This window comes from Luteibaculum oceani, assembly GCF_007995015.1.
Lineage (GTDB): Bacteria > Bacteroidota > Bacteroidia > Flavobacteriales_D > Luteibaculaceae > Luteibaculum > Luteibaculum oceani.
This window is the reverse complement of record NZ_VORB01000007.1, coordinates 24852-51765: the sequence shown is the minus strand read 5'-3', so window position 1 is coordinate 51765 and position 26914 is coordinate 24852. Positions and strand designations below refer to the sequence as shown.

General features: G+C 40.3%; 25 protein-coding genes. 17 read left to right on the top strand and 8 right to left on the bottom strand.

Annotation, left to right across the window (positions count from 1 at the left end):
* The first annotated feature begins 5 nt into the window (after window positions 1-5).
* From FRX97_RS08475 to FRX97_RS08430, 11 genes are all read left to right on the top strand, one after another.
* Window positions 6-1865, top strand: coding sequence for a DUF5723 family protein (locus tag FRX97_RS08475; protein WP_147014776.1), 1860 nt, complete (start codon window positions 6-8; stop codon window positions 1863-1865).
* 282 nt (window positions 1866-2147) lie between these two features.
* Window positions 2148-2726, top strand: a complete 579-nt coding sequence (locus tag FRX97_RS08470; RefSeq protein ID WP_147014775.1) for a hypothetical protein — start codon at window positions 2148-2150, stop codon at window positions 2724-2726.
* A gap of 224 nt (window positions 2727-2950) precedes the next feature.
* Window positions 2951-3904 (top strand): hypothetical protein, encoded by a 954-nt coding sequence (locus tag FRX97_RS08465; RefSeq protein WP_147014774.1) that lies wholly within the window; start codon window positions 2951-2953, stop codon window positions 3902-3904.
* 70 nt (window positions 3905-3974) lie between these two features.
* Window positions 3975-4205: a ribbon-helix-helix domain-containing protein gene (locus FRX97_RS08460; protein WP_147014773.1), complete on the top strand. Its 231-nt coding sequence runs from the start codon at window positions 3975-3977 to the stop codon at window positions 4203-4205.
* Window positions 4198-4485 (top strand): type II toxin-antitoxin system RelE/ParE family toxin, encoded by a 288-nt coding sequence (locus FRX97_RS08455; RefSeq protein WP_147014772.1) that lies wholly within the window; start codon window positions 4198-4200, stop codon window positions 4483-4485. The genes FRX97_RS08460 and FRX97_RS08455 overlap by 8 nt, the downstream gene beginning before the upstream one ends.
* 192 nt (window positions 4486-4677) lie before the next feature.
* On the top strand, window positions 4678-4833 hold the full coding sequence (locus tag FRX97_RS12265; protein WP_170227082.1) for a hypothetical protein: 156 nt from the start codon (window positions 4678-4680) through the stop codon (window positions 4831-4833).
* Between the two features lie 4 nt (window positions 4834-4837).
* Window positions 4838-5242, top strand: a complete 405-nt coding sequence (locus FRX97_RS08450; RefSeq protein WP_147014771.1) for a zeta toxin family protein — start codon at window positions 4838-4840, stop codon at window positions 5240-5242.
* Between the two features lie 529 nt (window positions 5243-5771).
* Window positions 5772-6629, top strand: a complete 858-nt coding sequence (locus FRX97_RS08445) for a T9SS type A sorting domain-containing protein (protein WP_147014770.1) — start codon at window positions 5772-5774, stop codon at window positions 6627-6629.
* 73 nt (window positions 6630-6702) lie between these two features.
* Window positions 6703-7299 carry a mercuric transport protein MerTP gene (gene merTP / locus FRX97_RS08440; protein ID WP_147014769.1) on the top strand — a complete coding sequence of 199 codons (597 nt, stop codon included), beginning with the start codon at window positions 6703-6705 and terminating at the stop codon, window positions 7297-7299.
* Window positions 7299-7511 carry a GDCCVxC domain-containing (seleno)protein gene (locus FRX97_RS12375; RefSeq protein ID WP_147014768.1) on the top strand — a complete coding sequence of 71 codons (213 nt, stop codon included), beginning with the start codon at window positions 7299-7301 and terminating at the stop codon, window positions 7509-7511. The genes merTP and FRX97_RS12375 overlap by 1 nt, the downstream gene beginning before the upstream one ends.
* 153 nt (window positions 7512-7664) lie before the next feature.
* Window positions 7665-8093, top strand: coding sequence for a VOC family protein (locus FRX97_RS08430; protein WP_147014767.1), 429 nt, complete (start codon window positions 7665-7667; stop codon window positions 8091-8093).
* Between the two features lie 12 nt (window positions 8094-8105).
* Here FRX97_RS08430 and FRX97_RS08425 read toward each other — a convergent pair whose 3' ends face one another.
* On the bottom strand, window positions 8106-9053 hold the full coding sequence (locus FRX97_RS08425; protein ID WP_147014766.1) for a glycoside hydrolase family 73 protein: 948 nt from the start codon (window positions 9051-9053) through the stop codon (window positions 8106-8108).
* A 55-nt stretch (window positions 9054-9108) separates the two neighbouring features.
* Window positions 9109-10020: a 1-aminocyclopropane-1-carboxylate deaminase/D-cysteine desulfhydrase gene (locus FRX97_RS08420; protein ID WP_147014765.1), complete on the bottom strand. Its 912-nt coding sequence runs from the start codon at window positions 10018-10020 to the stop codon at window positions 9109-9111.
* Between the two features lie 30 nt (window positions 10021-10050).
* Here FRX97_RS08420 and FRX97_RS08415 point away from each other — a divergent pair, with 30 nt between their 5' ends.
* Window positions 10051-10236, top strand: coding sequence for a DUF5522 domain-containing protein (locus FRX97_RS08415; protein ID WP_147014764.1), 186 nt, complete (start codon window positions 10051-10053; stop codon window positions 10234-10236).
* Here FRX97_RS08415 and FRX97_RS08410 read toward each other — a convergent pair.
* Together FRX97_RS08410 and FRX97_RS08405 are read right to left on the bottom strand one after the other, a co-directional pair.
* Entirely contained in the window at window positions 10233-11237 is a 1005-nt protein-coding gene (locus FRX97_RS08410; protein WP_147014763.1) for a pirin family protein, read from the bottom strand. The two genes, FRX97_RS08415 and FRX97_RS08410, sit on opposite strands and share 4 nt — an antisense overlap.
* Window positions 11238-11283: 46 nt before the next feature.
* A complete protein-coding gene (locus FRX97_RS08405) occupies window positions 11284-11826 on the bottom strand; it encodes an acyl-CoA thioesterase (protein WP_147014762.1) in 543 nt (180 codons plus the stop codon).
* 44 nt (window positions 11827-11870) lie between these two features.
* On the opposite strand from FRX97_RS08405, the gene FRX97_RS08400 reads away from it, so the two are divergent.
* The 5 genes from FRX97_RS08400 (at window position 11871) to FRX97_RS08380 (ending at window position 19869) form a co-directional block, all read left to right on the top strand.
* Window positions 11871-13898, top strand: a complete 2028-nt coding sequence (locus tag FRX97_RS08400) for a urocanate hydratase (RefSeq protein ID WP_147014761.1) — start codon at window positions 11871-11873, stop codon at window positions 13896-13898.
* 154 nt (window positions 13899-14052) lie between these two features.
* The gene (pheT, locus tag FRX97_RS08395; RefSeq protein WP_147014760.1) at window positions 14053-16482 is read left to right on the top strand and encodes a phenylalanine--tRNA ligase subunit beta; all 2430 of its coding nucleotides are present in this window, start codon (window positions 14053-14055) and stop codon (window positions 16480-16482) included.
* Window positions 16483-17610: a 1-acyl-sn-glycerol-3-phosphate acyltransferase gene (locus tag FRX97_RS08390; protein WP_147014759.1), complete on the top strand. Its 1128-nt coding sequence runs from the start codon at window positions 16483-16485 to the stop codon at window positions 17608-17610.
* Window positions 17611-17666: 56 nt separating this feature from the next.
* Window positions 17667-18155: a hypothetical protein gene (locus tag FRX97_RS08385; RefSeq protein ID WP_147014758.1), complete on the top strand. Its 489-nt coding sequence runs from the start codon at window positions 17667-17669 to the stop codon at window positions 18153-18155.
* 355 nt (window positions 18156-18510) lie between these two features.
* A complete protein-coding gene (locus FRX97_RS08380) occupies window positions 18511-19869 on the top strand; it encodes an MATE family efflux transporter (RefSeq protein WP_147014757.1) in 1359 nt (452 codons plus the stop codon).
* A 13-nt stretch (window positions 19870-19882) separates the two neighbouring features.
* Here FRX97_RS08380 and FRX97_RS08375 read toward each other — a convergent pair whose 3' ends face one another.
* From FRX97_RS08375 to FRX97_RS08360, 4 genes are read right to left on the bottom strand one after another with little or no spacing between them, the layout of a single operon-like run.
* Window positions 19883-20662 carry an SDR family NAD(P)-dependent oxidoreductase gene (locus FRX97_RS08375; RefSeq protein WP_147014756.1) on the bottom strand — a complete coding sequence of 260 codons (780 nt, stop codon included), beginning with the start codon at window positions 20660-20662 and terminating at the stop codon, window positions 19883-19885.
* A 2-nt stretch (window positions 20663-20664) separates the two neighbouring features.
* A complete protein-coding gene (locus tag FRX97_RS08370) occupies window positions 20665-23505 on the bottom strand; it encodes an OmpA family protein (RefSeq protein WP_147014755.1) in 2841 nt (946 codons plus the stop codon).
* 1 nt (window position 23506) lies between these two features.
* On the bottom strand, window positions 23507-25603 hold the full coding sequence (recG, locus tag FRX97_RS08365) for an ATP-dependent DNA helicase RecG (RefSeq protein WP_147014754.1): 2097 nt from the start codon (window positions 25601-25603) through the stop codon (window positions 23507-23509).
* Between the two features lie 51 nt (window positions 25604-25654).
* Complete coding sequence (locus tag FRX97_RS08360) at window positions 25655-26911, bottom strand: pyruvate dehydrogenase complex dihydrolipoamide acetyltransferase (protein ID WP_147014753.1); 1257 nt, start codon at window positions 26909-26911, stop codon at window positions 25655-25657.
* Window positions 26912-26914: the final 3 nt, after the last annotated feature.

Here is a 26914-nt window from a genome sequence, read left to right as displayed (position 1 = left end):
CAAACATGAAAAAGTTAATACTCTCATTATTTATTGGTCTACTAGGACTTAGTGCATCTGCGCAAACCGACATCTCGCTATTTGGAATGAGCAACCTTTACCAAAAGCGCTATTTAAATCCAGCTTATCAACCCCAATCCAAATTGCAAATTGGATTGCCTGGAATATCATCTGTGGCATTTAACGGATACAATACTGGCTTTAAACCTGGAGACTTTGTAAGCTTCGATGGTAGCACCGGAGGAAAGGTAGATAGAAACGAAATCCTAAACGGACTAGAACCCATTAACACCTTTGGATTTGTTGGAAATATAGACCTGTTCTCACTTGGATTTAGCCTAGGGAAAACGTACGTATCTCTTGGAGTAAGAGCCAACCTAGATTTCCAAACCTATTACTCCAAAGGACTTATGGAGTTGGTGCTAATTGGTAATGGTGGCGACAATCTTGGTAAGCGAATTAGCCTGGATGGTTCGGGGGTAGATTTTTCTGCATACACCGAAATGACCATTGGAGCCGCGCACCAGGTAAACGACAAATTAAGTGTTGGGGCAACAGCCAAAATTATACAGGGGCAACTGAACATTAATACTGCAGAACTTAAAGGTGGAGTAACTACCAATGAGGAGGATTATAGCATAACCTTTGATGGCGCTATAGATTTAAGAATGAATAACCTCGACCTAGACTCTGAGGATATCATAGACATTGACAAAATTCTTGAGGGACTGCCCAACTCTCCAAACAAGGGCTTTGGTTTAGACCTAGGCGCTACCTATTTGGTTAACGACAAATTAAAAGTGGGAGCCTCTATTTTAGATATTGGATCCATTAATTGGTCGGAAGAAAACGCTAACGTTTATAAAAACCCAAATTTTGAATTTACCTACCAGGGAATGGACTTCTTTGATTTCACCTCGGGAAGTTCCGATGACGGATCTTTTACCGAGCTGTTAGACTCACTATCAGCCGAGTTAAAAACGGACCGATCTAAAGAAGCCTATACCACCAAGTTAAATACTCAGGTTATTCTTTCGGGTGGATATAAAATTACGCCAAGAAGCGAAGCCGGACTTATGGTAAGAAATTACTTGAATAGAAAAAGCGCAAAATTTGCTGCCTCGGCATATTATGGGGTATCGCTTAAAGATTGGATTACCGCCAGTATAAATGCCAGTTATGCAAACCGCAGTATAGCCAACGTAGGAGCTGGAGTTTCTTTTAGACTGGGTACGCTGCAGCTGTATGCAATGTCTGACAACCTATTGGGGATAGTTTCTCCAGAATCGGCAAAAACCGTGCAGACCAGATTGGGAATGAACCTCATTTTTGGAAAACGCAACATGTTTGATGAAACTGAGCTAGCGCCAGAGATTCCTGCTACTGAACCAGAAGTAGAGGTTGAACCTGCCGCCAAACCTGAGGTTAAGAAGTTAACACCAGAAGAAAAGAAAAAGGCTAAGGAAGCGAAGAAAGCAGCCAAGCAAAAGGCCAAAGAAGAAAAAGAAAAAGCCGAAGAGGAGCAGAAGTTTAAAGAAGAAGAGGATGACAACGACTCTGGACTAGAATACATTACCCCGGCAGAACTCAAGAAGCGCGAGGCGGAAGAAAAGGCAGCTGCAGAGCAAAAAGCCAAAGAAGCTGCTAAGGCTGAGCAGGAGAAAGCAAAAGCAGAGCAAGAAAAGGCAAAAGCTGCAGCTAAGGAGGCAAAGAACAAAACCAAAGAAGACGCCAAAAAAGCCAAGGAAGAAGCAAAGGCCAAAAAGGAAAAAGCTAAAGCCGACAAAAAAGCTGAAAAAGAGAAAGCAAAAAAGGCCGAAGGCGAATTTGACAACTGGAATGAGCCTGAGAAAAACGAGGAATAAAAACAATTAGATATCAAAAACCGCCTGAGCATTCAGGCGGTTTTTTTATGTCTTAAAATTTGAAGTTAGGAAGGGGAAAGGTTTAATTACTTATTTCATTTTTAAGCTAGAATTGAGAGCAACAATTCTCTTCTTGCAAATAAGATCATCTCATTTCTCAATTACACCTTCTAAGACGTGAATTTTCGGGGGTTTTATGTACTTTTCGAAATACAAAAACAAATATCATATCAGCAACCCAGCTTTGCTTATATGTTGGCGTGTATTTCAAAAAAACAGAGAATGCTTAATAAGGAACAGAAGGATGATTTTTCAAGTTTGAGAATCGAGCTAATTGACCTCAATATTTTAGCCTGCTTGTACATCAGAAAGTTTAACCGGATAGGTTTTTTGTTCAAGGAAACAACTAGGCATTACATTTTAGAAGAATTAACTGCGCTTAGATATATGGAAAACGGACTAATCCTCCATTTAACCAACCTTGATGACGACAGTTCGAATTTCTCATTTCGAAAAATATTAAAAGCTATAAATACCACAATTAAAGATCAAGAAGTGATCAAAAATTTGAAATCAGACTTTGATTCCTTTAGAAGGAATGTAAATTCCTTAAAAGTTAAACACCGTAATAAAAGAATAGCACATCTAAATTATACAGAAGATCTAAACCTTGACCAGTTTTTGAACTTCGATAATGTACTAAAACCATTGATTTCACAAGCCAATGTAATAGGCGATAAACTATGGGGTGAAAGGATAAAACAGGAATTTAAACTTGGTACCTACGAAGGCATTCTAAATTTTAGAGAATTATTTAAAGAACTTAAAGCAGACATAAATAGTCAAAAAGAATTTGTTTAAAAAAACGACACGCCAACAATTTCTATAAATAATGCGGTTTAGTTGGTTAAAAACACATTTTCGCTCTTGTTTCCATCTCCCCTTTTATTCTACGTGGTTTTAGTAATTTACCACACAAATAAAAGCCTCGGCTAAAAGTAAGGGAGAATTAAATATTGTAGCTTCAACACTACACTATAGATTAGGCATAAGTGCAACGAACCAATAACATATATACATCCATCATGAAAAATCTTACCACTCTCGTTACCCTTTTATTGTTGATACTTTTTTCTTGTCAATCGAATAAAATTGATGATATACAAGGTGTTTATACCGTAGACAAGGAACTATTGAAAAAAGAATTAATGAACAATTTAAAAGATGAGAATAACCAAACCGCCTTATCTACAGCTGTACTAGATAAAGCAATTGAAAACTCTGTTATTGAATTAAATGTTTCTGGCGACTCCTTAAAGGGTTTAATGTTTCTAGCTGGTCAAACCTCTTTAATTAACTCAAAAATTTTCTATCGAAATGATAGTATGTTAATAAATACAGATGGTGATGACGCTTACATCATACCGAATTCGGATGGTTTTTTGTTCCAAAATGTGGGTTCAAAAATGCATATTCAAATGATAAAAGCTGACCAAAAAAAGCTATCAAAAGATACAGAAATGGCTATTGATAATTTACTTCAGAAAAAAGCAGAGGTAAAGGAATTTGAAGAAAGCATAGGGAAATGGAAAATTGGAAACTACGTCGATGACTTTGGAGATAAAACAGGGGAAGGATATCCATACTGTATAGTAAAAGGTGAACATACAAATTCTGCTGTTGTGAAATCAGATGTCTTTGTAAAGGCATACCTAGAAGGAGGTAAATTCATTTTTCAAATATTTAATAGTAGCATGACGCTAAAAGAAAGTTTTCCAGATAACGAGTTTGGTTATATCAAAATTAAATACCCAGATGATGATGTAGAAAGGGAAAAGGTATTCTTCTTTAAGAATTATATTCTAGAATCCCCAGGTGATGAAAAACCTCTGGTACATGACTTTCTTCTTAATGAGGATGGTGAACTTAAAATATTAATTGATGTAAGTACTGCGAGTAAATATTATTCTGACAAGTACCAATTTATCTTGAAGTCAAATAATCTGAAAGAAATAATTTCTTCGCTAAAAAATAACTAGCCTATATAAGTAGCCTTGCTTTTTGCTCCTGGTGCGTATTTGGTGTATATTTACATCAAAGCAATTGCAGATGGCAAGACAAAGCATATCTCTAAGTCAACCAAATGACGAGTGGTTAAAAAGCCAAATCGAAAACAAAGAATACTCAAGCAAAAGCGAAATCATTAATGACCTCATTCGGCAAGCTCGCAAACAACATGAGCAAATTGATTTTGTAAGAGCTAAGCTTACGAAGGCCGAAAAAAGTGGCTTTACCAATCTTTCTAAGGAACAGATTTTGAATCAGGCTAAAAATGGCTGAATACAAACTCAGCAACGAGGCCAAAGAAGATTTAATTCGCATATATCAATACGGTTGTGTGCGATTCGGTGAGCTTCAAGCAGAAAAATACTTCAACCAATTCTTTGAATACTTTGAGCTAATTGCAGATAACCCAAACTCGTTTGAGGCGGTGGACCATATTAAAGCTGGGTATAGAAGATGTGTTTGTGGTTCCGACAGTATTTTTTACCGACTGAACCACAACACAGTTGAGATAATGGCCATCATCGGAAAACAGGATCTAAGCAACATCCTTTAAGCAATAACCAACTACATAGTATCTGTACTTGTACCTCAACATCGTTTTTCAACGTGTCTAGCCGAGTCCCGAGTTACTAACCTTGGTTTTAATTGCCGTTTTCAACCGTAATAACTCTTCGGAAATATTCGCGCCGAACCCTTGGCAGTAATACAAAAAACACAGCACAAAACTTATTCGTAAATTTGCATTATGTGTAAGGAGAAGATCATAACAGGGGTTCAGGTTTCTAGGCAGTTGAGTAAAGCCAAAACCATTCTACAGAACCAGGTTATCCCAAAAGAAGAGCTTTACCAAATTCGTAAAAGGGAAGGTAAACTTAGTACATCCATAAGAAAGGTTTCGTAGAGTTATGCCTGATTTAATTGTGATTGCAGGCTGCAATGGCGCAGGTAAATCTACTTTTTCAACATCATTCCTTCCAAACAACCTGTCATCATTTGATTATGACAAAACCTATTTAGAACACTACGAAAGTCTTCCGGACAGTGAATTAAGGGACAAATTTGCTAGAGATAGTACCGTAAGGGAATTTGAGGCTGCAATTGAATATGCTATTCAAAATAACCTTAGTTTCTGTTACGAGACAAATTTTGATGCTCATCCAACCCATTGGCCACAGATTTTTAAAGAAAAGGGATATCGCCTTAACTTAATATTCTTTTGTCTTGACAATAAGGAGCTTGCCGAGCATCGGGTAAAAGTACGGGCCGAATTTAAAGGGCACTTTGTGGATAAAGCAACTATTGACACCTAATGGAAAGCAGGTTATAAAAATCTAAACCTTCATTTTAGGCTATTCGATAACCTTTTGTTTGTTGATAATTCAGTCCAAAATGAAGTTTACACCAATATTTTACAAATTCAAGGCAATGAAATTGATCTGCTTTCAGAGGATTTACCAGAATATTTTGAACGTAGATTTCCCGACATTTTTGAGTTGATTAGAGGTAAATGAATAAAAAGGACTACTACCTACAATGATCTGAGCTAAAATCCAAGCTCTGATATAATTTTTAACCCTCCATTAATACTGTTTTCATAGGTCGGCAAGGTCTATTTTAGAAGTCAACTTTGAGCAATTACAAAAGCTTACTGATTTTTAATGATCATAAGTACTTGCTCTGATTTAGAAGAAAAACCAAGGAGCGGTGTACCTTTGAGGCAACATCGTTTTTCAATCTGTCTTGCCGAGCCACGTAAACGAAAATTTTTCGTCTGTACCTTGTAACTCCGTAGGTTAAATTTTTAGGTTACCCCTATTGTTCCGCATATACCCCGTTATAATGAAAAACCTCATTTTACTTTTTTGCCTTGTTATCGTCATCCCTTCTTTTGGACAGTTTAATCAGGGTTTTGAAACCTGGGACTCCACCTATCAACATTCCTATCCGGAGCAGATGGACAGTTTATTTAATGTCCCCAACCCTAAACATGGAACCGTCAAAAAATGGACGGAAGACTATAATTATGGCGTTTGTCAAACCACCGACAGCTACTCTGGCAAATACGCAATTATTCTTCACAACTGGTACGGTTATGCCAATACCACCATTAAATCTTCTGACACTATTTCGTACAGACCTCAGTATTTAAATGGTCACTTTAAATACATAACCAGTACCTATAATGGTTTGGCCACGGGATTGATTTCGGTTGCCCTAACAAAAAACGGAAACGCCGATACCATAGCTACCGGATCTTTTCAGTTTGATTCTACCCTAAGCTACGCTCCCTTTCAAGTAGAACTGCAATACCTTTCTAATGAAATACCAGACTCTGTGCACATCATCATCACCAATGCGTACACCCATTGCATGTACAACGTGGTATGCAATCTATTGTACCTAGACGATTTGTCTTTTTCTGGAACTACCTCAGGCCTAAAAGATCATTTATTATCGGATGCAGAAATCGATATTTACCCCAATCCAACCAACACCTTTCTAAACTACAAAAGCACAGCCGACATCCATGGTATTAGCGTAATGGACTCAAGGGGAAGGACCATAAATTACAAGCCCAATAAGGAAAACCGCATAGATGTATCGGCACTGAATCCTGGAGTTTACTTCGTTCAATTTTTAAATAGCAAGCAGCAATTGCTTTCAGTAAAGCGACTCGTAATTACTCCTAATGGCTGAATTGGGGTAGAAGGGATAAGTTACAACGCTCTGTTGCATACCTTTGCCTAAATACCGGTTAAAAGGAACATACATGAAGACTGAGAAAAAACTATTGGGTGCTGGACTACTTTCTGCTTTTGCAGCCTCATTATGTTGTATAGCCCCTGTTTTGGCGCTTGTTGCGGGTAGCAGTAGCTTCGCCACTACCTTTTCTTGGTTAGAACCTTTAAGACCCTACCTCATAGTACTAACTATAGGTACACTCGCCTTTGCATGGTACCAAAAGTTTAAGCCCAAAAAAGAAGACGACTGTGATTGTGAACCGGAGGAGAAAGGTAATTTCTTGCAATCCACCACTTTCTTGGGCTTGGTTACGATTATGGCAGCTCTTATGCTGGCTTTCCCCTATTATTCCAACATTTTCTACCCTAACAAGCAGGATGTAAATGTTACCGAGAGCACTGCGTACAAAACGGTTGAGTTTAGCATAGCAGGGATGACTTGCTCGGGCTGCGAAGAACACGTTAACCACGAGGTGCAGAAATTACCCGGAATTTTATCCACCGAAACCTCATACTCAAAGGCCAATTCCATCATCGTTTTCGACCCAATAAAAACCAATGCATTAGAAATTGAGCAAGCCATACTAAAAACTGGCTACGAGGTAAATGAGAAAAAACATGATTAATGAGTGTAATATTAGAATCTGAGATAACCTGTCCGAATTGTGGACATAAGAAGGTTGAAACCATGCCCACCAATGCCTGCCAGTATTTTTACCAATGCGAAGGCTGCAACAAAGTCTTGAAACCCAAAAACAACGACTGCTGTGTTTATTGCAGCTACGGCACCGTCCCCTGTCCGCCCATACAGAACAATAAGAGCTGTTGTAAAAATTAATTGGTTTCCTTCTTGGCCAATTACCTCAGGATGTAGTGCATTTGGGAATAGGACCAAATTTTTCTGGATAACGCATTTAGCAACTTATCCCACTTGAATTTGCCCTTTATTCCATTACAATTAAAAGCGAGATAGAAAAAAACACTTCCACCTATGAAAACAAGCACCTTTCTAACCTTTGTGGGTGACCAATGTGGCAAAGCTACAGAGGCAATTAACCTTTACACCGATATCTTCCCTAACTCAGAAATTATTCGCATCACCCACTACAAAAAGGGAGAACCTGGAGGAAGCCCAGACCTTATTAAATATGGTGTTTTCACTATCAACGGAACAGAGTATATGGTTTCGGAAAGTAGCTACAACCACGCCTGGAACTTTTCTCATGCCAACTCCATATTGATTAGAGACGAATCCCCAGAGCGGATTCAAAAATTATTCGATCAACTTTCTAAAGACGGTCAGGTTATGGTTCCGCTTGACAATTATAATGGCGAAGGGGATTATGGATTTGGGAAAAAGTTTGGGTGGTGTCAGGATAAATTCGGGATTTCCTGGCAATTCATTTTAACTGACGAATAGATCCAATCAATTTTATTTTTTAACCCGCTTACAAGTATTAATGGAATCTCCTGCGTGGATTGTTGAGAAATCCTCAAGCCGGTTTAATCGTAAAATGTGCTTTGGTTTTATCCCAAGCTTCTGACTCACCAATCTTAAATCGTCTTCCTCAGTAATTTCATACTTCTTAACCGAGCAGTTTTTTCTTCTTTTCGGTTGGATGTAAACCAATTCGCCGCTATTAAAGGTGTGCTTTTCGCTGATATCGTTGTACTTAGTAATTTGCCAGGTTGCAAGCTCTAAATCCTCAGCTATTTCTTTAACGGAGTCTCCCGCTTTTGCTCGCGTGTACTTAATATTATTATCGCTAAGGTCTATTCCTCTATCCAGGGTAATCACCTTTTCAGCAATTACAGGTTTAGCCTTAACCTCTTCGATTTCCTTATCAACCTTTTCTTTTCTCGGCTTACTAATATCCTCATCGAATTTATAAAGCTCCCATTTTTCAATAATTGCCATAAGAAGCTGCGGATACTTAGGGTTGGTGGCATATCCAGCCTTTTTCAAGCCTTTCGCCCAAGATTTATAATCATCCGATTTATAGTCAAACAAAAACGCATATCGACTTTTATTCTTGAGGAATAAGCTGTGATCTTCAAAACTCTCGGCTGCAGAATTGTATTTCCTAAAGCATTCCCCCTTTTTATCGTCGTCGTGATAAATTTTTCCACCTTCCCAACCGTGGCATTTAATTCCAAAATGGTTGTTTCCCTTTTTGGCCAACATGGAGTTTCCCGACGCAGATTCCAAAATCCCCTGCGCCAAAGTTATAGAGGCCGGAATACCAAATTCGCGCATATTTCTAATGGCTGTTTCTTTCCAGGTATCGATGTACTCTTGGGTAGTAATTTTATCCCCTCCTGCGAAAAGACTTGCACTGCACAGTAAAGCGATAAATAAACTGGTGATTTTGGTGTTCATAGCATTAGAAATACCCTACAAAGTTAGGGTAGTCAAGTGCTAACAATAACCCAGCCTAAAGATGCTTGCTAACAAGCGCTTGTGGAAGAGCTGCTTTCACCCACGGAAATACATCTTCCATCCCCAAAAAGCCCTGTAAACCTCCTGTATGTATTAACAATGGAAGCTGGGCGTAATTAACATCCTCGCTCATTTTGCTGCACAATCCATACATAGCCTTACTGGTGTAAATGGGATCTAACAGAACTTTTGTTTGCTCCCAAAAGTCGAATACAAAGGCTTGTAGTTCGACATTGGTTTTGGCATATGCTCCAAAAAGGAAATCGAAGTTAAGGTCCTTGTCATTACGGATATCAGCATCCAAAAATTTTTGGGGCACAGCTGAAAACCCCGTTATTTTTTGACCATCTCCCAAGCTGTTTTTTAATCCCCTAAAAGTAGTACCCGTTCCTACCCCTACTATTAACCTATCGTATTCTTTTACTCTCGAGTCGACAATTTCTCCTACCCCCTGCTCTGCTTCTCCACCTTTTCCTCCTTCTTTAATAATCAGGTAATTTGGATAGTTGCTTTGAAGTTCTGCTAGAAATGCAGCATCGTTTCGCATCCGGTATTCCGCAAAACTTAAAAAAGCTATGCTCGCACCCTGACTCTCGATAAATTTTAAAGTAGGATTAGATAGATTTTTATCATTGGATCGCACCATACAAAGCAGGGGCAAGTCGAACATACTACAGCAGTACGACAAGGCGCTGAGGTGATTGGAATATGCACCTCCAAAACTTATTATTCCAGTTACTTTTTGTTGTACAGCACCTAAAATGGGGTACTTTAATTTCCTTAGTTTATTCCCACTAATTATGGGGTGCAATTGATCTTCCCTGAGGATATTAATTTGCAGTTCCTTTCCTTTGAAAACGAATCGATGGGTTTCAATTTTAGACTTTTGGGAAAAGATCTCCTTCATTTGGGGTAAATTTGCATAAAATCTGAAGGGATGGCAGAAGATATGAGCGGTTTTTCGAAAAAAAAGGAGTTAGATCCCGAAGACTATTACACCACTATAGATGGCTACATGGTTTTCACCGAAAAATATCTGCTTAAAAGAGGCTACTGTTGCCAAAATGGCTGCCGCCACTGCCCATACGGATTTAACAAAAGAAGAGTAAAAGGAGCGCGTTAATCCCCCCTTTTTTCCACGGCACCATCTGCATATTTTGCAAACCTACCGGCATCCCTTGGGTGAACATGCTCATATTTAGGCCACGGCCATCCACCGAATTGATCCTTCTGATAATCCATTATCGCAGCTCTAATTTCTCCTTCGGTATTCATAACAAAAGGACCGTGTTGCACAACGGGCTCACCAATAGGACGTCCTTGTAACACCAATACTTTTGCGCTAGATGATTTATTTTCCAGGTTTACCGCTCCAGATAATAACTCGGCACCATGGTTTACGGTAAGTTCCACTCCCTGTACCGAAAGCTTTTCACCTTCGTACAAATAAATGCTTCTATTACAGTCGGCAGAGCAGCTTGGCAAATTTACTTTGCCATTTTCTGGTATAGATATAAGCCAAACTCCAACCTCTGAAACAGGATCGGCAGCCCAGGAATCTGGAGTAGGGTTTAGGGCGGAGCTATCCTTAAAATCTCCGGCAACCACCTTCACCTCAACCCCATCAGTTTTATGAACGGGTATATCCTCATTCCAAAGCATTTTGTAGTGGGGTTCCACCATTTTAGACTTCCGAGGTAGATTTAACCAAATCTGAAATAGCTCCAAAATGTTTGGTCCCTCGCTACTAATTAGGGGAAACATCTCAGAATGCATAACCCCTTTACCTGCTGTCATCCATTGTACGTCGCCGTTTCCAAATCTTCCAGTAGCCCCCATGGAGTCTGAGTGATCTGCATAACCCTGCTCAACGATGGTTATGGTTTCGAAACCTCTGTGCGGATGCCCGGGAAATCCCGGAACCTCTGTTCCGTGATACATTCTAAATCCATCCTTCTTTTGAAAATCATTCCCAATGGGTCTTCCCTTTAAATAGGACGGAGCAGGTCCCAAAGTCTCCGTTCCGGCAGGATAATTATCTTGGTGGTAAACACAGAAAAGAAAAGGATCTGGGGTTTGCCAAGGAAAACCCAAGGGAAAAATGTTTTTGATGGCTTTGGACATGATAACAGATTATTTTAATTGCAAAACGGATTAAACACAGAAGTGTTTAAATCTTCAATTCGCAATTTTCATCGGCAAAATCGTAGGCTTTAATGTTGGACAAAATTTCCTTCTTGCTTTTTTCAAACTCACTTTTGAAACGCAGATTGGTCTTTTTTCTCTCTCGCCCCTCAATAAAGCGGCGCATTTCATCCGTACTTCTTAAAATTAAACCGGGAACTGGGCTTGGCTTTCCCGCATCATCCACAGAAACCATGGTAAAATAGCAGCTGTTGGTGTGAATTTTTTCTTTGGTCTTAAAGTTTTCCGAAACCACCCGCACACCTACAATTAATGAGGTTCTTCCCACGTAATTTACCGAGGCATATAAATGCAACAAGGTTCCCACCTCTACAGGATGAAGAAATTCTACGCGATCTACAGATAGCGTTACGCAGTAATTATCTGCATGTTTAGACGCGCATACATAGGCTGTTTTGTCTAATAATGATAATATTTGCCCTCCGTGAATTTTCCCACCAAAATTGGTATAACTGGGAACCATTAATTCGGTAAGTTGGGTTTGAGATTCTTCTACCGTTTTAAACATTCGGGTATTTATTAGTTATTTTATCGCTACAATCTAATTATTGTATGGTTACTACAGAATTTGCAAAGCAAATTGCACAAGGAATTCCTTCAAATTTACCTCCAAAAAAAGATATAGACCCTAAGGTAAGTCATGCCCCTAAGCGCAAAAAAATACTTTCTCAATCTGAGCAAATTTTAGCCTTGAGAAATGCCCTTAGATATTTCCCAAAGGAGTGGCATCGGGAATTGGCTGTAGAGTTTAACGAGGAGCTCGAAAAATATGGTAGGATATACATGTATCGTTTCAAGCCCGAATACGATATGTATGCCCGTCCAATACACGAGTATCCTGCAAAAAGCATTCAGGCGGCATCCATAATGTTAATGATCCAAAACAACCTGGATCCAAAGGTGGCGCAACACCCCGATGAGTTAATTACCTACGGTGGTAATGGTGCAGTTTTCCAAAACTGGGCGCAATACTTGCTTACCATGCAATACCTAACCGAAATGACCGACGAGCAAACGCTTGTTATGTATTCTGGTCATCCACTCGGATTGTTCCCATCTAACAGCAACGCACCAAGAGTAGTAGTAACCAACGGGATGATGATTCCGAATTACTCTAAGCCAGATGATTGGGAAAAATACAATGCTTTAGGGGTTACCCAATATGGGCAAATGACGGCAGGATCGTACATGTACATCGGACCACAGGGAATTGTGCATGGAACCACCATTACCGTTTTAAATGCACTGCGTAAAATCTGTAAGGATAGATCGGAATATGGCACCAAACTTTTTGTAACCTCTGGTTTAGGTGGAATGTCGGGAGCGCAGCCTAAAGCGGCAAATATTGCGGGATGCGTTTCTATTACCGCAGAAGTAAATCCAGCCGCAGCCTACAAAAGGCACGAGCAAGGATGGGTTGATGAAGTAGTTGAAGATCTTGACCAGGTTATTGACCTTGCCGAAGCCAAAAGAAAAGAGGGTAAAGCCTATGCAATTGCCTATTTAGGTAACGTGGTAGATCTGTGGAGAAAACTGGTTGACAGAAATGTTAAAGTAGATATTGGATCTGACCAAACTTCACTGCATAATCCATTTGCTGGAGGATATTACCCTATAGGAATGAGCTTTGATGATGCCAACGACATGATGGCGAACAACCCAGAGCAATTCAAAAAGGAAATTTATGCAACCCTTAAAGCGCATGTTGAAGCAATAAATGCATTGGTGGACCGTGGAATGTACTTCTTCGATTACGGGAATGCTTTCTTGCTTGAATCGAGTAGAGCAGGTGCCGATATCGTAAAAGAAAATGGCGACTTTAAATACCCTAGCTACGTACAAGATATTATGGGGCCTATGTGCTTCGACCTTGGCTTTGGTCCTTTCCGTTGGGTTTGTACTAGCGGAAATGAGGAAGATCTGCGCAAAACAGACAAGATCGCTGCAGAAGTATTAAAGGAATTAGCTGTGGTGGCTCCCAAAGAAATAGAGCAACAACTGCAAGACAACATCCAATGGATAGAGCAGGCCGAAGAGAACCAAATGGTTGTAGGATCTAAGGCGCGTATCCTTTATGCAGATTCAACCGGAAGAATAGAAATTGCAAAAGCTTTTAATAAGGCTATTGCACTGGGAGAATTAGAAGGACCGGTGGTACTGGGTAGAGACCACCACGATGTTTCTGGTACAGATTCACCATTTAGAGAAACCTCTAACATTTACGATGGTAGTCAGTTTACCGCTGATATGGCCGTTCAAAATTTTGTAGGAGACTCCTTTAGAGGAGCAACTTGGATTTCGCTGCACAACGGAGGTGGTGTAGGCTGGGGAGAAGTTATAAATGGTGGCTTCGGGTTACTGCTTGACGGAACCCAAGAAGCCGAGCAAAAGCTAAACAGCATGTTATTCTGGGATGTTAACAACGGAATTGCTAGAAGATCTTGGGCCAGAAACGACAACGCCGTGTTTGCCATTAAAAGGGCAATGGAAATAAACAAACAACTTAAAGTAACCCTTCCTGAAGAAATTAGCGAAGAAGAGGTACTTTCTGCCATTGGGCAAGAACAAACCAGCAAATAGAATTACCAAATTAGATGGGGGGGGTGCTAACGAAACATCTCGGCATCCCTTTTCCATCTAATTCACCTTAAAATACAGTTCGGAAACAATATTGAAAACGATAAAAGTTAGTCGGGTTATATCCCTTACTTTTGTCCCGATTTAGAGCGCTATCATGAAAATTTCATATAACTGGTTATTAGATTTTTTACCCGAAGATTACCATCGTTCACCCGATGAGCTATCGGAAATTTTAACCGATACAGGGTTAGAAGTTGAAGGAGTTGAACGGGTAGATAGTATTCCAGGTGGATTAGAAGGAATAGTAATTGGAGAAGTTCTTACTTGCAAAAAGCACGAAAACGCCGATAAATTAAAGTGCACCACGGTAAAGATAGGGACAGAGGTTGTTCCTATCGTTTGTGGAGCACCAAATGTAGAAGCGGGACAAAAAGTTGTGGTAGCAACCGTTGGAGCTACTATCCACCCAACTGAGGGTGATCCATTCGAAATAAAAAAGGCCAAAATAAGAGGGGAAGTTTCTCAGGGTATGATCTGCGCTGAAGACGAATTAAGTCTAGGGCAAAGTCATGCAGGAATTATGGTTCTACCTTCAGGAGCTAAGGTGGGACAAAAAGCCGCAGACTACTTTAACGTTACTACCGATTACCAAATAGAGATTGGATTAACCCCCAACCGTACAGACGCTATGTCTCATTTCGGGGTAGCGAGAGATATTGTGGCGGCATTAAACCACAAAGAAGGTAAACAGCTTACAATAAAACCTCTTAGTAATCTGGCAGATCTTAAAGAAGGAAACTGCCCAGTAACAATAGAGGTGGAAAATAAAGAAAGATGTCCAAGGTATGCTGGACTGGTTATAGAAAACTTAAAAGTTGCTCCTTCTCCAGAATGGCTTCAAAACAGACTTAAAACCATAGGTCTAAAGCCCATAAATAACCTTGTAGATATTACCAACTACGTTTGTCATGGTTTTGGGCACCCTATGCACGCCTTTGATTTGGAAAAGGTAGCTGGACAAAAAGTAATTGTAAAGACTGCAAAAGCAAAAGATAAATTCACCACCCTCGATGAAGTTGAAAGAACTTTACATGAGGAAGATTTGATGATTTGCAATGCCGAAAGCGCCATGTGTATCGCCGGTGTTTTTGGAGGATTATCATCAGGAGTGTCAGAAACAACAAAGGGAATCTTTCTAGAATCGGCATATTTCAATCCCGTTTCGGTTCGAAAAACTGCCAAAAGACAAGCATTAAACACAGATGCCTCCTTTAGATATGAAAGAGGTATAGACCCCACTGCCACCCTAACTGCCTTACAATTTGCTGCTAAACTCTACACGGATATTGCAGGAGGTGAAATCAAGGGTGGATATCAAGATGTAAATGCAGGAGTGGCAACCAGTCATCAGTGCGAATTCTCATTAAAAGGACTTAACACCCTTGCTGGGGTTGATTTTGATAAAGAAACAGTTAAGGCCATTCTTAAGGATTTGGATATCACTATCCTCTCTGAGAAAGAAGACAAATGGACACTGGATATTCCGGCGTATCGCGTGGATGTTACAAGACATGCCGACGTATGCGAGGAAGTTATGAGGATATACGGTTTTAACGCTATTCCTATTCCTCAGAAAATTGCTTTAAGTCCAGGAAAAAGAGAGCGTTTATCTAAGCATAAAGCCAGAGAAATTATTTCTGCATTTCTTGCTGCCAAAGGTTTAGCAGAAGGAATGAGCAACGGTTTAACCAATGCCAACTATAAAACCTTTGATGCGGGAATAGAAAAGTCGGCAATCAACCTTCTGAATCCTTTAAGTTCCGATTTAGGAATTTTGAGAAACTCCATGCTGTTTTCTTCATTGGATGCAGTGCTGTACAACCAGAAGTTTGGAAACGAGCGCATTGCCTTATTCGAGTTTGGAAAAGCCTACTTTAAAGCGGGTGAGGGCTACAACGAAAATGAGCAACTGGCCATTACCTTGTCTGGATTAGCGAACGAGGAAGGGTGGAACACCAATGCTGGAAATGCCTCTTGGTCTGACTTAAAAAGCCTGGTATACAGTGTAATAGACCGTCTAGGCTTTAAGTCGGCATTAAAGACTACCGAGGGAAAAGAATTTTGGATGGAATATGGAATGGAAATTTCATTCAGAAAAAAATCACTGGTAAAATGGGGTAAGGTTAAAGCCGAATTATTAAAGAAATCCGATATCAAAAAAGAAGTGTTTTTCGCAGTTTTTGATTTTGATTTCGCCTACGAAGCCTTGGCCAATGTAAAACCACAGATTGCTGAACTTCCGAAATTCCCTGGTATGAGAAGGGATCTTTCTTTACTGTTAGAGAAGGAAGTGGAATATCAAGCACTTGAAAAGGTTAGCAAGAAGGCGGCCAACCAGCTGCTGCAATCCGTTTCATTATTCGATGTTTACGAAGGGAAAAACCTTGAAAAAGGTAAAAAGTCTTATGCGCTGAGCTATCAATTTAGATCGCCAGAGAAAACCCTTACTGACAAAGAGGTAGATGCGCAGATGGATAAAATAATGAAGAGTCTTGAAAAAGAATTAGGCGCTAGTTTAAGGTAAATGGAAAAGTGGTGCTACTACATATTTAAAAGCTGGATTGCCTTGTCTCTCCGGCTTTTTTTCTCTGATATCAGGGTAGTAGGACGCAACAACATACCCAAAGGCAAAGGGGTTATTTTTATTGCCAACCATTGGAACACGCTGATTGACCCCTTATTGATTACCTGTTCGGTTAGGAAAAAGATTTGGTTTTTAACGCGATCTGATGTGTTCAAATCAAATTACATCAATAGATTATTATCTTTTTTTGGTCCAATTCCTGCCTATAGAGCGGTAGATGGTTTTAAGGCTCCTCTTAAAAATCAAGAGACATTTAATCTGTTAAAATCCAAACTGAATAAAAAGGATTGGGTCGCTTTATTCCCCGAGGGCACCCATTTGCAGCACAGAACGCTTAGGAGGTTTAAAAAGGGCGTATTTCGAATATGGGAACAAAATCCCACCACAAGCGTGGTGCCTATAGCCATAAACTTTAGTTCCCTTACAAAATCGCATGCGTGTATAGAGGTGAAATTTGGGAAACCATTTCAATACGAAGCAGGGCTTACAACTAAAGAATTAGAGCAAGCCCTTGAAAAAGAATTATGTACCGTAGAACAATTCGAGAGCTTAGATCCTATTTTAAATCTGGATTGGCCAGCTCGGATAAAGCAAAATCTACTTAAAAAAGAAAGCTTAAATGAGGAGCACTGGTCTAAGGTTAAGTCTATAATTGGCGATAAACTGATTATTCCATTTACCGTTGGATCTTATGTAATCAATATGGTAAAATTGGCTGCAAGCCTTCCGCTGATGCTGGTGGGTTGCCTTTTTGAAATTCCATTTTGGTTCATCCTTAAACTGGTTCTCAAGAAATTTAAAGATCACCAATTCCATCTTTCCATACATTGGTTAACCAAGCACCTGCTGGTTACCATCTTGGCGTGGATTTGTTTCTTTCAATTGATGCTCAGCGGCTTATCTAGCATCAACACCTGGTACTTTATTTTCCTTTTAGGTGGGATAGCAGTTTTCCCGAAAGGAAAGAAGTACTTCCATCGATTATTAGCACAAATTAGATTCCTCCGCTTGAGGAAAAGTGATCAAGAGGCCCTCAAGAACACCTTACAACATATTAGCTATCAATAACTTACAGTTTTGGCACGGGAATTGATTTCTATTGAGGAAATTAAAACTATTGCCTTATGAAAAAGTTATTGATTTTACTTCTGCTTATACCGATGATAGGATTTGCAGAAGACGGACACAACAAAAGGTATTTCGCGAGTCTTGAAATCCACAATAGAACCAATATTAATTATGAGGTAATTGTGGATGGAGTAAGATATGACATGTATGGAAGCCTATTTCTCAATCGTTTAAGACCAGGTTCGCACCACATCAGGGTTATTGAACATAGAATTAACCGGAGAGGCTATGGTTATGCACAAGTAGTATTTGCCGATAGAATATTTCTACCTCACGGAGCACATTTAGAAGCTTGTATTGATAGGTTTGGAGACTTTAGAATTCAACCAATAAGGAGAGCACCGAGAGACTACTGTAGAAGAAGCTGTAATATGAGACACGACCATCATTACCACCCAGATTACTACAGGAACAACGACGATTGTAACCGAAGAGGAAAAGCTTACGGGAGAAGAGGTAGAGGACAACATGATTGGGATGATTAAAAAAAGGGGCATCGCCCCTTTTTTTAATCATCCCACTACATTCATCAACTTTTTTCAAGCCAAGACAGGGAGCATACTAGTTTACTGAAAACAGAGAACACTTTCCTGGGATGCGCGGGCACCCCGGCCTTTGTTCTCTCGATACACCCATGCCATAGCGTGTGCACTCGAGAACCGAGTATCGATAACCTAAACCACATTCGCGTAATGCTTTAAGCTATGCAACCACCCAATTATTGACCACTAACCACTGACTGTTCCCAAAAAACAACTTACCCCCTCATCCCCTCACCCCCCCAACTAATAACAACATTTAAGGTCAGCAAAACAGTCGAATACCTTAATTTTGCGGCCGATGCAAAACCGCAGAATAGATTTAACCCAAGGCCCTATACTCAAAGGGCTCATATCGCTTGCGCTACCTATTATTGGGGCCAATATTCTGCAAACGGGATATCAACTAGTAGATGCATTTTGGGTAGGACGGTTAGGCGCTAATGCAGTTGCAGCGGTATCCGTAAGTTTTCCTGTAAACTTTTTACTGATTTCACTTACCTCCGGCTTTGCCTTTGCTGGCACCATCTTGGTAGCCCAGTACGCTGGGGCCAAAAACTATAAAATGGTAAATCATACTGCACAGCAAACGCTGAGCATGGTGGTTTTACTTTCCCTTATTATTTCCCTTCTCGCCTATGCGCTTTCGCCTCATATATTAAGTTGGTTAGGTGTTGGACAAGATATTTTTGAGGAAGCCAATTACTTTCAGCGCATTATTTTTCTGGCACTCACCTTCAACTTTAGCTTTATCATGTTTCAATCCCTCCTGCGTGGTGTTGGAGAGGTACGAATTCCGTTGTACATAAATGGGGTGGCATTGGCGTTAAATTTCATCTTAGACCCATTGTTTATATATGGATACGGCCCAATACCTGCCGCAGGAGTTGCCGGTGCGGCCTACTCAACTATGGCTACCTTGGCACTATCTTCCATCGCTGGATTTTTTATTCTTTTTAAAGGCTCGGCAGGTATCAAACTAAGTTTTAACCAGTTTAAAATCGACAAACCTCTATTGGCCAGAGCTTTTAAGTTGGGAACTCCCTCTTCAATCGAAATTTCTGCTAGAGCTTTGGGATTAACTGTTCTAACAGGGATTGCAGCACAATTTGGGACCGAAGTGCTGGCTGCCTATGGCGTAGGATCTCGCCTCATCAGTTTTGTAGTAATTTTTGGATTGGGCTTATTACGTGCCAACTCCACCTTGGTTGGGCAAAATATGGGTGCAAGAAAAATAGAACGCGCGGAAAAAGGATCCATCTACGCTGCCTGGATAGGTTTTGTGTTTCTAAGCTTTATCGGACTACTGTTTTACCTATTTACCGAACCCATAGTACGTACCTTTTTGGATGCTGAAGACCATGTAGTAGCCATGGGAGTTAAGTTTATGGAGGTAGTTTCCTTGAGTTTTGGTTTTCTAGGTGCTCAATTGGCCCTGGTGGGGACACTTCGAGGTTCTGGAAATACGGTGCAATCCATGGTACTTACCCTAATTGGAATTTGGCTTATTCAATTTCCCTTTGCCTACTTCGCTGCGAAAATTGAAGGTTTTGAAGAATTGGCTGTTTGGTATTCCTTCCCAATAAGCTACATTTTACCCTGCATTTTAACCGTGTGGTATTTTAAACGGGGTAAATGGAAAAACAAGCAGGTTGTTTAAACCGAAGCTCAGATTACTCTGGTTTCCTTTTTGAGAATAATCGAAAGAACAAGCCCTTGCTCAGGTTGTATACCACAAAGGGGATCCATTCTAGTTTCGCTATCACTTTGTGAGATTTTTTAGCGGCTGTTGCATTTATGATTTTCCTAACAACATATTCCGTTTTCATCGCATCGGTAAACCCTTCGTATCTGCCAGCCGATGGTTTGCCATCCGCCATCAGGGCATGCTGATTTATCGGTGTATCTATTCTTCCTGGAAAAACTTGAGTAACTCTCAACCCATGTTGATACTCCTCTAGGGCTACAGTATCGAAAAACCCTGTGAGCGCATGTTTGCTGGCAGCATAACCGCTTCGCATCCAATAGCCAAACTTTCCAGCCACACTATTGGTTACCACTACCTGCAATTGCTGGTTTTCTGGCTTGTTGTGCAGTATTGCCAAAAATGGATTGATTACTCCAAAGTAATTCACATCCATCATTGCTTTAAATACCTCTGGTTTTGCCTCTTTGGCTATCGCGCGTTGAGATATTCCAGCATTGAAAAAAACCAAGTCTGGATAAAAGTATTTCTCTATTAATCCTTCAGTTTTTAGGTAAGCTTCAGCATCGCTAACATCGAACAATTCAAACTGAATTTGATTGGGATGCATTTGAGATAATTGCTCAAGCTTTTCTTGGGATCTGGCCAAGAGCAATAACTGGTTATCCGCCGCAAGTACTTTGGTTAAAGCGGCCCCAATTCCCGAAGACGCACCGGTAATCCAGATTTTCTTTCCCTTAATTTTCAAGCTTACTTCCTTTCTATTACGTTAAACTCAACCCGTCTATTTTTTGCTCTACCCTCTTCGGTTGCATTACTAGCCACAGGTGCAGTCTCTCCAAAACCCCTTATCACCAACCGATTGGAATCGCCTCCCATATCCACGATGAGCTCTTTTACTCTTTTCGCTCGTCTCAAGGATAAATCGTCATTGTAATCGCTTTCGCCACTATTATCGGTATGCCCAATAATTTCAAGGTTTACCTGAGGATACTTTTTTAGAAAGGCAATTAAATCCAATATACGCGACTCGGTCTCCTTTACCGTAGTAACTCGGTCGTAATCGAAATTGAACCTTGGAAGCTTTATTGTACTAAACTCATCCTCAATAGTAGTAAGCGAATCCTCGTAAATTCTGATTCGCTTTGGGAGTAAAGGTTGCTCCATTTTAACCTTGGAAAACTGCTTCAAATTCGGCTTGTTAAACCCCTTTGTGTTTATTTCAGAAAAGCCAGAAGCTGCCACGGGGTTATCCTTATAATCAGCCAAGGTATTGGCCAAAACCGCTAAATCTGCTGGATTATTCTCAAACTCTACTACCACAGAATCGGAATTTAAACCGTCTTTACAAATCTTAAGAAGGTATACCTGACTTCCCTTATCTGCCGTTTTGTAATTAACCGAATAATAATTGAGGGATTTTTTATAAATGTCGTTGTAAATCCATTCAAAATCCGCAACATCATAAATTTGGTAATGCCCTCCCCTGGTGTTATAAGATAGAGACTTTAAATACCCCTGGTTTACCTGGTTTCCATACCCAATGGTGTAAATATTTACTCCGTTTTCCAGCGCGTTTTTAAGGACCTCATTTTTAGTAATTAAACTGGAATTCTCATTTCCATCGGTCATTACTATAACTATTTTCCTACTCACATTTCGGGCTTTTTTAACGCCAAATATACCAGCATTGGTTGCGTCTAAAAGTGCCGTTGCACCGCCGAAAGAACTAAAATCTAAATGATAGAGTTTTCTTATCAGTCGTTCTTTTTTATCCAACAAATCACTCTCTTGGACTACCCGGTGATCATACTTAAAAAGAGCCACTTCATCTTTTTCTTTTTTAGCGTTTATGAATTTCTCTACCCCCTCTTGCAAGGCATCGGCTCTAGGCCACCCCATGGAACCAGAAAAATCCATAATGGTAGCTATGGCGTTAGGCAAGCTATCCATTTCGCTGTATTCGGTAATGCTGAAATCATCAATTTGGCGGATTTTCCCATCCGACCCCTTTACCATCAGATTACACCAAATCCCCTTAAAATCTTCGGTTCCAGCGCCGTAATAATAAATCCCATTTTGATCCACAATTTGCACCTGAACGCCAGCCTTAGAACCCGTTTCCACGGTCTTCATTAATAATCTCAAGGTATCAGTTGGTCCCGCCTCCGAGATATGGCGCATGCCTTTTATTCGAACAAAGTTATAGCTGTTGGGCGCCGCTACATTTCCCATTTCTGGCTCCATGTATAAACGCTCTTCTTCTTGGAGAGGAATCCATTTTACGGCATTTACAGATTTCAATCCGCGCAGTTCTGCGTAAAATTTCTGACCCGCATTGTTTTTAGCATAAGCAAAAAGAGCATTGGTGGAGAATCCCAAAAATTGAAATCCAGGGAATTTTCTTGGCCCCTCATTTCCCGAGGTATAGCTCATAAGTAAAGCATCCTCCTTTTGCGAAATTGCCCATTTAAAATTGGAGGATATATTTTTGTTACTCCACTCCTGCCTTTTCGCGAAAAGCCCCTTCTTTTTGCTGTATAAAAACTTGAGTTTTAAGTTATTTTCAAAGGCATTGGTGTTGGCATTGTACACTCTGGGGCTTGCCATATTCTGCGGAATAAGTAGCGAATCGCTGTACCAATTGAGGGCTATTTCTTGCTTTAAATCTCCAACAACCTCCCTCAGTTTTACCGTTCCTGTATTGGTATTAATAACATACAGCTCTTTCTCATCCTCCGGGCTTTTGGCTAAAATGGCAATGTAATTTCCCACTTGAGAAAGCAAAAAATCATTGTGAAGCGATTTGGATGGATTAATAATGGTCCTTTTTTGACTTGGGTCGCTTTCCCTCAAAGCCATGGTTCTTTCCCTAGCGTCTTCGCGCAATACCTTATCGATGGAAAGCTTATTTATCCTTTTAAATGTTGGAAGTTCGTAATTGTACACGTTAAGCTGTGTACCCACTTTTCTGGCAACGGTAAAGCCCTTTCCATTTGTTTTAAAAACAATATCATCCCCAAAATATTTCTTCCTAGCGCGTTCCCTTCCTACCTGCCAAAAAAGTATCTGTTTCCGAAATGTAATCGCGGCAATATGCTCATCGTCTTGGGTAATGTACAACTCCTTAATTTGATTATTGGGAGCCGTTTTATAGTTGGTAATTTCCTCTCCGGTGTAGGCATCAAGGGCCTTGACAAAACTGGGGGCACTCACCACAAAAAAGTTGTCCTGATTGGCCATGGCAAACTCCATGGGTTCATTGGTTCTAAACAACATATTACCCACTCGGGTATTGTATATTCTACGGTCTTCTTTGGTTCCTACATAGAGCATTTTACCCGTGTGGCTTAATCGCAAAGAATCTATGTTTAACGACTTTTCGTAGCGAAGTCGAAAGGCTTTTATTAAAGTTTTGTAGGCTACAGAGTAAACTCTAGCCTCGTATTCGTGCTGACCGGAAACTGCATTTTTATCCAAGTAATCTACCGTTGCGACAAACCTACCATCACCACTAATGATGCTTTTAGATTGCCCTAAAACCGATACAGTGGCAAGGATAAAAATGGTATAGAGTAAAAATTTTTTCATGTTAGGATATCTTGCTCCAGATCAACTTATCTGCATAACGCCTTTTCAATTCCATTTTCAACGCTTGGTTTTCTTTCATTTCTAAGTTGGGGTCAAATTCAACAATATTTTTGGCCTCTTCTCTTGCAACAGCTAACATGTTTGCATCGTATACCAAATCGGCCAATTTAAGATCAGAGTCTCCACTTTGTCGCGTACCCATTATTTCCCCCGACCCTCTTAATTCCAAGTCTACCTCTGCAATTTTAAAGCCATCCTGGGTTTCCACCATCGTTGAAAGCCTTTTTTTAGAGTTGGCAGACAATTTATTTGAGCTCATTAAAATGCAAAACGATTGTTCTGCACCTCTTCCAACCCTACCTCGTAACTGGTGCAATTGCGCTAAACCAAATCGTTCTGCACTTTCTATCACCATTACAGAGGCATTTGGAACATCCACTCCCACCTCAATTACTGTGGTAGCTACTAAAATTTGAGTAATTCCTGTTTTAAAGCGCTGCATTTCCCATTCCTTATCCTCCGGTTTCATCTTACCATGGACAATGGAAATCTGATATGCTGGAGGCTGAAATCTTCGAGTAATGCTTTCATATCCATCCATCAAGTCTTTGTAATCCATACTCTCAGACTCTTCTATCAGTGGATAAACAACGTAAACCTGGCGTCCTTTTTTTATTTCTTGCTCCATAAAACCAAAAACCCATTCTCTATGCGAATCTCGTTTATGGAGTGTTTTTATCGGTTTTCTTCCTGGAGGGAGCTCATCGATAACCGATATTTCCAAATCTGAATAAAGGGTCATCGCCAGGGTTCTTGGGATAGGGGTGGCAGTCATGACTAAAACATGTGGCGAGGGGTTATTTTTTGCCCACAACTTAGCCCGTTGCGCAACGCCAAATCGGTGCTGCTCATCAATTACCGCTATACCAAGGTTTCCAAAAGACACTTTATCTTCTATCAACGCATGGGTACCTATCAATATTTTTAATTCCCCCGACTTTGTATCTGCAAGGATTTTCTTTCGTTCGGCCCCTTTCACCGCTCCGGTTAAAAGTGCCACCCCCAACCCTAGCGGTTCTACCAGCTTTTGTATACCCAAAAAGTGCTGTCTAGCTAAAATTTCTGTTGGGGCCATCAAACAAGCTTGAGTTCCATTATCGATACCCAAAAGCATCGCCATCAACGCGACTATAGTTTTACCACTCCCTACGTCACCCTGCACCAGTCTGTTCATTTGCTTACCGTCGCGCGTATGAACCCTAATTTCCTTTAAAACACGCTTTTGTGCATTGGTAAGCTCAAAGGGTAGAACCTCCTTGTAGAAGCGATTAAAATAGTTTCCTACCTCTGAAAATACAGCCCCCTTATTGTGGTTTAGCGTTATTAGCTTTTTGTAAAGCAAGAAAGTTTGGAGTAGGAAAAGCTCCTCAAATTTCAATCGCCTTTTTGCGGCCTTTACCTCATTCATATTTCGAGGCAAATGAATACCGCGCATAGCTTCGGCCCTAGAAAGTAATTTATACTTATGAATTAATTCTGAGGGTAGATTCTCGAGGTACTGATTTAGAAACTCAGGGAGATTTTGCTTTATTATTTTATGGATTCCCTTTGAATGCAATCCTTTTTTACCCAATAATTCTGTGGAGGAATAAACGGGTTCAAAAGCTTGAACACTAACTTGAAATTTTTCTTCGGGTGTAATTTCTGGATGAGCAAAGCTGTAAGTGGCTCCAAAACGTTGAGGCTTTCCGAATACCACAAAATTTTTACCTGTAATCAGGGATGGTTTTACCCATTTTAGGCCTTTAAACCAAATCAACTTACATACCCCAGAATCATCGGTTAATAAGGCTTCAAGTCTTTTTTTACGCCCTGCTCCTATTTCTTTTACTTGTCCAAGTCTTCCCTTTACTTGGATAAAAGCATCTTCGCTATGGATATCACCAATGGATACAATGGCCGACCTATCTATGTAACGAAAAGGAAAATGAGCAAATAACTGCCGGGCCGAAAACAACTCCAATTCCTTCTTTAAGGTAGAAGCACGTTCTGGTCCAAGTCCCTTTAAATAGGTAATATCGGTATCTAGATTAAGCACAAAAAAAGCCCTTGATTTCTCAAGGGCTTAAAATAACAATAGTTAATTGGCTTAAGCCAACATCCTAACAGGGTTTTCTAACAGAGTTTTCAAATCTTGCAGGAATTGAGCACCAGTTGCTCCATCCACCACGCGGTGGTCGCAAGACAAGGTTACCTTCATTCTGTTTCCAGGAACCACTGCACCATTCTTTACAACAGGTTCTTGACGAATAGCACCAACGGCTAGGATACAAGAATCTGGTGGATTGATAATGGCCGTGAAATCCTCGATACCAAACATTCCTAGGTTAGAAATGGTAAAGGTGTTTCCTTCCCAATCTGACGGTTGAAGCTTTTTATCTTTTGCCTTTTGAGCATACTCCTTAACCTCGCCATTGATTTGGGTTAACGACTTAAAGTTTGCATTGCGAATTACGGGAACTAAAAGTCCATCTGGTACTGCAACGGCAACCCCAATATTTACAACGTTGTTGTATCTAATTTTATCTTCTAGCCAGCTACTGTTAACCGCTGGGTTTTTAGTAAGAGCAATGGATACAGCTTTAATAACCATATCGTTAAAAGACACCTTACCTTCTATAGACTCATTGATTGCTTTTCTAGCCTCAATAGCGGCATCCATATCTATATCGATATTAAGGTAGAAATGCGGTGCAGAGAACTTAGATTCGGCTAATCTTCTAGCAATAGTTTTTCTCATTTGAGAAACTGCCTCCTCGGTATATTCTGGACCAGAAGTAGCAAAAGATGCCGCGCTGCTTGCAGCTGATGGTTTAAAGTTTTCAATATCGCGTTTTACGATTCTTCCACCTTCACCAGAACCTTTAACCTGCTGAATATCTATTCCTTTGTCATCAGCTAGTTTTTTAGCTAACGGGCTAGCCTTAATTCTACCACCATCCGCAGTATCACTAGATTGACTCTGACTTGCGGCAGGAGCTGGAGCTGCCTCTTTTTTAGGAGCCTCTTTAGGGGCTTCCTTTTCTGCTTTTGGCTCCTCTTTCTTAGGCTCAGTAGGTTTTTCTTCCGACGACCCTTCCTCTTTAAGAAGCGCCTCGATATCTTCGCCTTTTTCTCCAAGAATGGCTAGGATAGAATCTACAGGAGCCGAACCTCCCTTTTCCACTCCAATATGAAGTAAAACTCCATCTTGGAAGGATTCGAATTCCATTGTTGCTTTATCCGTTTCAATTTCAGCAAGTAAATCACCTGCTTCAACTTCATCTCCTACTTTTTTGTGCCATTCTGCTACCACACCTTCAGTCATGGTGTCGCTTAGCTTGGGCATTCTAACTATTTCAGCCATTGC